Annotated in this window: 9 protein-coding genes; 3 read left to right on the forward strand and 6 right to left on the reverse strand. The window is 40.8% G+C overall.

Annotation, left to right across the window (positions count from 1 at the left end):
- Positions 1-107 precede the first annotated feature (107 nt).
- The gene (gene ku, locus BA1_RS17585) at positions 108-956 is read right to left on the reverse strand and encodes a non-homologous end joining protein Ku (RefSeq protein WP_008361888.1); all 849 of its coding nucleotides are present in this window, start codon (positions 954-956) and stop codon (positions 108-110) included.
- A gap of 115 nt (positions 957-1,071) precedes the next feature.
- On the opposite strand from ku, the gene BA1_RS17590 reads away from it, so the two are divergent.
- Positions 1,072-2,937 (forward strand): DNA ligase D, encoded by a 1,866-nt coding sequence (locus BA1_RS17590; RefSeq protein ID WP_008361890.1) that lies wholly within the window; start codon positions 1,072-1,074, stop codon positions 2,935-2,937.
- A 34-nt stretch (positions 2,938-2,971) separates the two neighbouring features.
- The gene (locus tag BA1_RS17595; RefSeq protein WP_008361892.1) at positions 2,972-3,667 is read left to right on the forward strand and encodes a YoaK family protein; all 696 of its coding nucleotides are present in this window, start codon (positions 2,972-2,974) and stop codon (positions 3,665-3,667) included.
- A gap of 40 nt (positions 3,668-3,707) precedes the next feature.
- On the opposite strand, the gene BA1_RS17600 is transcribed toward BA1_RS17595, so the two are convergent.
- From BA1_RS17600 to BA1_RS17620, 5 genes are all read right to left on the reverse strand, one after another.
- Positions 3,708-3,941: a hypothetical protein gene (locus tag BA1_RS17600; protein WP_008361894.1), complete on the reverse strand. Its 234-nt coding sequence runs from the start codon at positions 3,939-3,941 to the stop codon at positions 3,708-3,710.
- A gap of 456 nt (positions 3,942-4,397) precedes the next feature.
- On the reverse strand, positions 4,398-5,510 hold the full coding sequence (locus BA1_RS17605) for a response regulator aspartate phosphatase (protein WP_008361896.1): 1,113 nt from the start codon (positions 5,508-5,510) through the stop codon (positions 4,398-4,400).
- Between the two features lie 240 nt (positions 5,511-5,750).
- Complete coding sequence (locus BA1_RS17610; RefSeq protein WP_162130801.1) at positions 5,751-6,284, reverse strand: BclA C-terminal domain-containing protein; 534 nt, start codon at positions 6,282-6,284, stop codon at positions 5,751-5,753.
- 44 nt (positions 6,285-6,328) lie between these two features.
- Positions 6,329-6,673, reverse strand: coding sequence for a DUF3992 domain-containing protein (locus BA1_RS17615; RefSeq protein ID WP_008361900.1), 345 nt, complete (start codon positions 6,671-6,673; stop codon positions 6,329-6,331).
- Between the two features lie 74 nt (positions 6,674-6,747).
- On the reverse strand, positions 6,748-7,401 hold the full coding sequence (locus BA1_RS17620) for a CotZ-related putative spore coat protein (protein ID WP_008361902.1): 654 nt from the start codon (positions 7,399-7,401) through the stop codon (positions 6,748-6,750).
- Between the two features lie 386 nt (positions 7,402-7,787).
- On the opposite strand from BA1_RS17620, the gene BA1_RS17625 reads away from it, so the two are divergent.
- Positions 7,788-8,159, forward strand: coding sequence for an iron chaperone (locus tag BA1_RS17625; RefSeq protein ID WP_008361904.1), 372 nt, complete (start codon positions 7,788-7,790; stop codon positions 8,157-8,159).
- Positions 8,160-8,326 lie beyond the last annotated feature (167 nt).

An 8,326-nucleotide genomic window follows, 5' to 3' on the forward strand; every position in this document is an offset into this window, starting at 1 on the left:
GAAACGGATCACACAAATATGAAATACTGTCCTCGCGGTTACTCGTCTTTCCTAGCCTTCAAAGGTTTTCTATCACGCTGGAGAGAAGACAAAGGGCGCTCTTTGCTTTATGCATTCTTTTCTTTTTTAGCGGGTGCTTTTCTTTTCTTAGGTGCTGCTTTTTTCGTTTTTGCCGGTTTTGATCGATCGATCGAAGCCTGCAAAGCGGCCATCAAATCGGTGACATTGGCTGAAGCATCTTTTTTGCCCGTCGTTTCTGGCTGCACCGTATGCTCTCCAGAGATTTTGTCTCCAATTACATTCATCAGCTGCTCTCTATATTCATCCTGATATGCGGCTGGATCGAACGTTGTGGTTAACTGCTCAATTAAAAGGAGCGCTGTATCTAACTCTTTCTTCACAATGTTTTCCTTTTGAGGGATATTCGGAACGTCTGATACTTGTCTGATTTCGTCGGGGAAATGAATGGTTTCCATTAGTAGAATATGCTCATAGCACCTGACGATTGCTAATTGCTCCTTTGAGCGGATCATGATCTTGGCTACTCCGATTTTCCCCGATTCTTGTAAAGCCTTTCTTAATAATGAATAAGCCTTCGCTCCGCCGGTATCTGGAGATAGAAAATAACTTCTTTCATAATAGATGGGGTCGATTTCTTCTATTTTCACAAAATCAATGATTTCGACGGCTTTTTCTTCATTTTCTTTTCGCAGCCTTTCGAGCTCTTCATCATCCAATTCAATGAACTTATTTTTGGCATACTCGTACGCTTTTACAATTTGCTCTGGCGCTACCTCCTCGCCGCAATTGGCACAAACCTTTTTGTAGTTAATCGGTGTATGACATTCTTTATGCAGCTGCCTTAATTTAATATCTTTGTTCTCTGTAGCGGTAAACAGCTTCACTGGAATATTGACCAATCCGAAGCTAATTCCGCCCTTCCAAACTGTATGCATCGTGACGCCTCCGTTCTTTTCTCCTTACTATGTAATGTTTTCATCAGACTTATGTATGTTTATGAAAATTTCATCCCACTCTAAGAACACATGAGTCAAGGAAGTGAAAAGCATAATGAAACCGATGCGATTAACGTCCGCACAAGATGTTCCTGCTGGTGCAGACTGGCTGTATGAATTAAAATATGACGGCTTCAGGGTTATTCTTGTATGGGAAAAAGACGAGATCCATTTAGAGAGCAGAGCTGGAAAACGTTTAAACGAACAGTTTCCTGAGGTGATGGATGCATGCGAGCGATTAAAGGAATCGCTTGCTCCTTTGTTACCGCTCACTCTGGATGGCGAATTGGTCTTTTTACTGAGTGAACAGCAAAGCGATTTTGCAAAGGTTCAGCAAAGAGGCCGGTTGAAATGCAAAAAAACCATTCAAATGCAGGCGGAGCGTTTTCCGTGTCACTTTCTTGCGTTTGATTTATTGAGATTTAAAGGCAAACCCCTCGTCCATTTACCGCTGATTGACAGAAAAGAAGCTCTGAAGAAAGTATTCCAAACGGCACAACTTCCACCATCTATTCAATTGACTCACCCTTCCCTCCTTCAGATCATTAAAACTGAAAGGCATGCTGAATATGCAAAAGAGCTAATGACGACGTATTTAGCAGAGGGGCTTGTAGCGAAAAAGAAGACGAGTCAATGGCAGGACAATATCCGCTCAAAGGAATGGCTGAAAATCAAAAATTGGCGGTATGTATCTGTGATAGTGACCCGATTTAATCAAGACAATGGCTATTTTCAAGGATGTCTTTATCATGAAACGGCTCTCAAAGAGGTTGTCCAATTCAAGCATGGTTTTTCTAAAGAAGAAGCACAAACCCTGCGCGCGTTATTTCAAACGAAAGGCCATTTGACAGGGGCATCACAATATGAACTCCCGCCATCTATTGTCGCAAGTATTGCCTGTATCTCCTTTGATGGTTCAGCCTTACGAGAGCCCCGTTTTTCTTCGTTTTTACTTGATGAAGATCCAGCCACGTGTACATTTCAGCACATGCTCAAACAGCTATATCCGCTGCCAGCCATCATTGACGTCACTCATCCAGAGAAACCGATAGTACCTCTCCTTCATATCACCAAGGAAGATTACTTACTTTATTTGAGACAGGCAGCTCCCTATTTATTACCCTTTTTACGTGAAAGACGCCTTACTTTAATTCGGTTTCCTCATGGCATTGGAGGAGAATCTTTTTATCAAAAGTCAACGCCCGATTATGCGCCTGATTTCGTTGAGATAGATCAAGCTCATGATATTTCTTACACGGTCTGTAATGATCCTAATACGCTACTTTGGCTCGGCAACCAGCTGGCAATGGAATTTCATATCCCTTTTGAAACAAGAGATACCGATCGACCGGTGGATATTGTGTTTGATTTAGATCCGCCATCAGTTAAAGAGTTTCACCTAGCGGTAGAAGCCGCCAAACGAATCAAGGCCATTTTAGATGGACTCTTTCTCACCGCATTTATTAAAACAAGCGGCGGGAAAGGACTGCAAGTTTATATTCCATTAAAGAAAAATGCCTTCACATATGAAGAAACTAGACAATTCACCGCTTTTATATGCCAATTTTTATGTGAACAATCACCAGAGCTATTTACTTTGGAACGTCTAAAGAAAAAACGCGGCAATCGTTTATATTTAGACTACCTTCAGCACGATGCTGGAAAAACAATCATCGCCCCGTATTCCCCAAGAGGAAACGAGCTTGGACTTGTTGCGACACCGATTGAATGGGATGAATTAAATGGCGAAGAATTTCACCCTTCTTTGTTTACAATGCCAGCTGTCATTGAGCGCCTAAAGGAAAAAGGCGATCCATTTCGGCCAATAAGGCATCATGTGAATGATGCTGCTTTTAGACAAGTCTTACATCAGCTACAAGATATTTTTCCAGCTCATATAATGGACATACGCGGTCATTAAGCGTTACACTTATTCATTAGAGAGAAGGAAAGGGATGACCATTTTGACCGCACACTCATTTCGAAACATAGCACTAATCTTCTTATGTCTTTCCGCAGGAATTGTAGATGTCATTGGCTATTTAAGTCTAGGACATGTGTTTACAGCGAATATGACTGGGAATATTGTGCTGCTTGGCATCGCAGCAGGAAGTTCATTGCAGCTAACAGCTTTACATTCCATCACAGCACTGAGCGGATTTGTTTTAGGTGTTTTATTAGCCGTTGTCATTGGCGGGAAACACGAGAAAACATTTTGGCCAAAAGCCGTTACACGCATCTTTATCATAGAAGTGATCATTTTGCTTTTATTTGCCCTCATGGCCATTTTTCCTTATACACAGGGTGCTTATTTTATGCTAATTATCCTTTTAAGTATGGCGATGGGCCTGCAGACAGCTGCCGCACGTAAATTAAATGTTGCTGGCATTTCTACAACCGTACTAACGAGTACGCTCGCTAACCTGTTTGAAGATTTGGCGCAGCGTCTATCAAATCGAGAAAAAAGAAGAGCCCCCATTGAGCATGTGAGCTTGATGCGAATTGGATCTATTGTCTTTTACTGCCTAGGAGCCGCTTTAGCTGCATACGCGGACACCTTCGATCCGTTTATCATTATTTGGCTTCCTATCGCTATTTTAGGTGTGATTATTATCACTGCTGCATGCAAGCAGCTTCATCAATTGAAATAGCCAATCACTATTTGGCTATTTCAATCACATTGATCATCCATTAATAACTCCTCACATAAAAACCAGGAGGACGTCCCATAATGAACGTTGAGCCATACGGATATCCGGAAAATGTCCCGAATCCCCCGTATCCGGGAAAACCACCTAAACCAGAGAACACACCTGGGCTGACGTAATACCCGCCAAACCCAATATGAGTGCCAACCGGCCCGATATGTGCTGCCCCTCCGCTAAAACCGCCTCCATGAAAACCTCCATATGCCCGTGGGTCCATACAATCACCTGCCTTCAGCTTACACCTCATCTCATCATATGCGTGACAAATGGAGCGGTGTTTCCTCTTTTGTAACAATTTCTATGTACAATAGACCAATTTGATAAAATTTGAATGAAAAGTCCTGCAAAAAATTAAAATAAGCAAAGAAAGGTGACCTTTTTAACTTGTTGCTCTGCCCTATGTTTATTTAGAATAATGGAGCAGGTAACAAATTTGCACACCCCCTTTGTTGCGAATACTTCTTATTAAACGTTCTTGCAGCGTTTAATAAGAAGAGCCTATTCATACAAAAAACCCTTGCTGATCATGATCAACAAGGGCGAAATATAGATTGGTGATTAACCACCAATGATTTTTTCTGCTACTTCGAATGAACCCGCTACGTTTTCAGTTAAAACCGCCGCAGCAATCGCTAAACCTACAACGAATAATACTTTTAATCCTGTTTTCATCTTAAATCAACCCCATTCTTTTCATATGTAAATCCGCTTCTAAACTTTTATTCAAGTAAAAAACCGACTGCTCATAAAGTGCTTGCTTTTCACAATATTTTGCCGCAAAGTGTGAAAGCTCTTTTACTTCATGATATTCATTCTTCTCTTCTAACTTTCTTAATTTCTCATCAATTTGCTGAAATCTTTGTGGCACATTCGTTAAGTAAAGATCATGTACAATGCCTATTTTAAGCTGAAACACTTCATGAGAAGCATCTTTTATTCGGGCATATGCAGCCTCTATATACTGGCTTGCACGCTGCTTTTCACCAATCACACAGAGTTCCCGGCTCATCAGATACGTAGAATGGAAAAAGAAATCTGAATCATAGTACTCTTGATGAGACAACGCTTTTTCAAGATGACGTATGGATTCTTTCGGTTTATTCCAAAATGAATATAATATCGCCACATTGTGGTGATGCTGAGCCAGCATAAAGTCATCCTGCTCATTCGTCAAAACCTCTTCCGCCAAACGATAATTCTCAAGCGCCTCTTCGTACCGGCCAATCTCTGTAAGATTCGCTGCAATAAGAGAGTATGAAAGTGCAGTTCTTCTTTCATACTGCTTGTGACGTTTATAAACGTGCAGGGCTCTGCGAATATAACTTAATGAGAGCATGATATGACTAAGGCGATAGTAAAGCCACGCGATTTTAAAGTCGAAATCAGCACGTTCGATCTCACTTGGAATTTTATCTAAGAGCTTTTCGGCACTTTGATACATCTGTAAGGCAACCTCATAATTCCCCTGATGCTGTTCATACACACCTTCGTAAAAATCAAAATAGTAAGCAAGGCGATTAGACAAATCATCCTCTTTATTTCCATAATGACCTTCCATACTTTTCGTTGAAACATTGCCTTTTTGCCCTCTTAAATTGTACATCAAAATGTGATGTCTTTTCTCAAGGAGAGAATAATACATCAGGATGTCCGCATCGTCGATTTTCTCTACTGCTTGTTTCGCTTTGGCAAATAACCGTTCTGCCTCATCTGCATGATCTTTTTTGATTTCCATGTTCCAGTCATTTAATAATGATGCCAATTCCGCAACAGGAACTTTGCTCATTCTACACCCCCAATCACTTTCAGCTACATGACATGATTTCACTAAATATGGAACTTCTATTAGCAATTGCTAATTAGTCCATTTGACATCATTTTAATATGAATCACTTGAATCTTCAACAACCGATTCCAATGTCATGGCGTTTCTTTCTCCTAGTCAATGGTGTATACACTAAAAATTCGTTTTTTCTACCAAAAGACACGATTGAATTGAAAAAAGCCCTTATTGGGCTTTTTGGATTTATTCCAATCTAATAATGGTTAGTGCAGCTCCAACAGATCCCCCGCCAAGTAATATTGCAGTTGCGATTAAACCGAATATTTGAAGAGAGATTTGATTCCCTGCTGCAAGTGTTGTAATGAGAGATACGTTGTAGGTAGATGTAGATAAAGCAGGTGATAAAATTGATCCTGCTATGGGTGTTCCGTTGTTGATCACCCTTGTTCCTGCAAGCAGTGAAGCGTTTGTATTAATTTGATACGTGATGAAATACCGCCCTGAAACAGGTACAGTAAACACCGTATTACCACCACTTACGGTAAATCCATCTAAACTTTGGTTATTAGGCAGCGTCACTGCTGTTCCGCCTAAAACAACCAGTACCGTACTTCCTGACGTATTGGATGCGTACATCGAATTAGTCGTTAAACTTGTACCGGTTGGACCTGTGTCACCGGTTGAGCCGGTTAGTCCGGTTGAACCCGTGGCACCAGTTGGGCCTGTGGCTCCGGTTGGACCGGTTATTCCTCCACACATATTAAGTTGGGCGCACATGTCTCTCACTACTTTCAAACTGTGGAATCTTCAAGACATACACACTAATACTGATAATTGAGAGAAAACGAAACGACAATATTTCCAGTCGATGTTCCACCAGTAGCTACAATCCCAATTGAGTTCAGATCACTTAGCGTAATGGATCGACTCTCTCCTGGTGGTACCGTGAAATCAGGAACAGCTGTACCGTTTACCTCTAAAGTCACAGTAGGAGCTACAGCCACAATCCCATTGTTTTCCACCATGATGGTTCCTTTTATGACATAAGGTGTTCCATCTGTCCAGACGACAACTGCATCAGCAGCTGCTGCTAAATCAAGTGTGAAGCATACTGCATCATTTACAAAGCCCGCTTGTTCATTACTACATCCGCCTAAAATAGCCATTTTAACCCTCCTTCAACCTAGTCTTGATAGACTATGATCTAGTGATCTTTAAAGATTGTGCGATTATCCCAGATTTAAAGCTTTATTTTTCTTTTTTGCACCATGTTGATTTGCATGTCTAATCGTGCTTGCACATTTTCAGTTGACGGGGTGTTCAAGATAAATTTCACATCTTTCACAGTGATCGCACGGCTTTCTCCTTTTTGGACAAGAAGATCATAACAAAATGAACCAGTTTGAATCCTAATTGCGACTGGTACATCCTGATGATCTTGATGATGCAACACAACAGTTGCCGTATTGAGAAATTTTGTTCCATTCCGCCATACTTCCACCGAACTGGGCGATGTGGAAAAACAAAGAAATATGTGGTGTGATTCTATGTTTTTTAAAATAAGCGCATCATATACAGGAAGCTCTACTTTCATCATTCCACATAAAAAAGAAAGATCTACAAAAATTTTCGAACTGGATCGATATAAAACTTTTTGACGGCATGTTGATCTATTGCAGCACGGTACAAGAAGCTCTAACACTACACAATTCTGCTTTTCATTGATAGAGCTCAAAGAAAAATAGCAAGTCTTAAACACACTTCTTTCAAAAAACACCCATGAGTCAAAAGGTTCCCCATCTTCCATGGTGAGCAAAAAGGGAGAACTCATCGAACGTTTGTGAATAAATCCTTCAAATTTTGTTTGATTGTTTATCTCTTTTAGTTTACTCATCAACAGGTTTGTCACTTACAATCAGCCCAATTCCATGCTGTATACATATCTATATAGTCTTTTATCATATGTGCCTTTGACTATTTTGTGCGCGATTGGATTAGATGATGAGCATAGCTTTTCATTTTTCAAGTTTCTCTATATAATATGAACAAGAACTTCCGTGCCTCAGTAGCTCTAGAAGGGAAGAGCGCCGTAAAACAATTGTAGCTGGCGGGTCGCAAGGCAAGGGTTTCAGAAGCACCGAAAAGCAAATGAGCTGAGACAGGTGAAACTCCTGTCGGTGAAATTCCGTAGGAAAGCGTGTTGCCCCCTAGCCTATGCTTACGAAAGGAGTGCGGGTTCGAATCCCGTCTGAGGCTTGATGAATATGGAGGATGAAAACAATGGAGGTTTTTGAAGAATATGTAGACAATATCGGTCATCCAGAGCTGAAACAGCGCACGCAAGATATCTTACAATGGATTTCAGACACATTCCCTCAATTAGAGCCAAGAATTGCTTGGAATCAGCCCATGTTCACAGATCATGGCACATTTATTATCGGGTTTAGCGTCGCAAAACACCACATTTCTGTCGCACCAGAAGGAAAAGGAATTGATCACTTTTCAGCAGAAATTGTACAAGCTGGTTATGATCATGGAAAAAAGATGTTTCGGATGAAAGAAAGCTTGCCGATTGACTATCCTCTCCTTAAAAAAATCATCGAATTTAACATTGAAGACAAAGCCGATTGTTCCACATTTTGGCGAAAATAATCAACACCCCAATCTGTCATGAAATCAGATTGGGGTGTTTTTGGAGCTTGTATTTTATTTTGTTCTCTTACCTACACATTTCTCTGCTTAGCACGACAAAAGGACGCTGACTTCCCTTTGGATCAGCGGCGGATCGTAAGTGTACCACTTGAAGGGTGTTTTTTTAT

This window comes from Bacillus xiamenensis, assembly GCF_000300535.1.
Lineage (GTDB): Bacteria > Bacillota > Bacilli > Bacillales > Bacillaceae > Bacillus > Bacillus xiamenensis.

Bases quoted from the DNA above. Each gene is read 5' to 3' on its own strand.
- ku (WP_008361888.1), bottom strand. From the start codon at position 956: ATGCATACAGTTTGGAAGGGCGGAATTAGCTTCGGATTGGTCAATATT.
- BA1_RS17590 (WP_008361890.1), top strand. From the start codon at position 1,072: ATGAAACCGATGCGATTAACGTCCGCACAAGATGTTCCTGCTGGTGCA.
- BA1_RS17595 (WP_008361892.1), top strand. From the start codon at position 2,972: ATGACCATTTTGACCGCACACTCATTTCGAAACATAGCACTAATCTTC.
- BA1_RS17600 (WP_008361894.1), bottom strand. From the start codon at position 3,941: ATGGACCCACGGGCATATGGAGGTTTTCATGGAGGCGGTTTTAGCGGA.
- BA1_RS17605 (WP_008361896.1), bottom strand. From the start codon at position 5,510: ATGAGCAAAGTTCCTGTTGCGGAATTGGCATCATTATTAAATGACTGG.
- BA1_RS17610 (WP_162130801.1), bottom strand. From the start codon at position 6,284: ATGTGCGCCCAACTTAATATGTGTGGAGGAATAACCGGTCCAACCGGA.
- BA1_RS17615 (WP_008361900.1), bottom strand. From the start codon at position 6,673: ATGGCTATTTTAGGCGGATGTAGTAATGAACAAGCGGGCTTTGTAAAT.
- BA1_RS17620 (WP_008361902.1), bottom strand. From the start codon at position 7,401: ATGAGTAAACTAAAAGAGATAAACAATCAAACAAAATTTGAAGGATTT.
- BA1_RS17625 (WP_008361904.1), top strand. From the start codon at position 7,788: ATGGAGGTTTTTGAAGAATATGTAGACAATATCGGTCATCCAGAGCTG.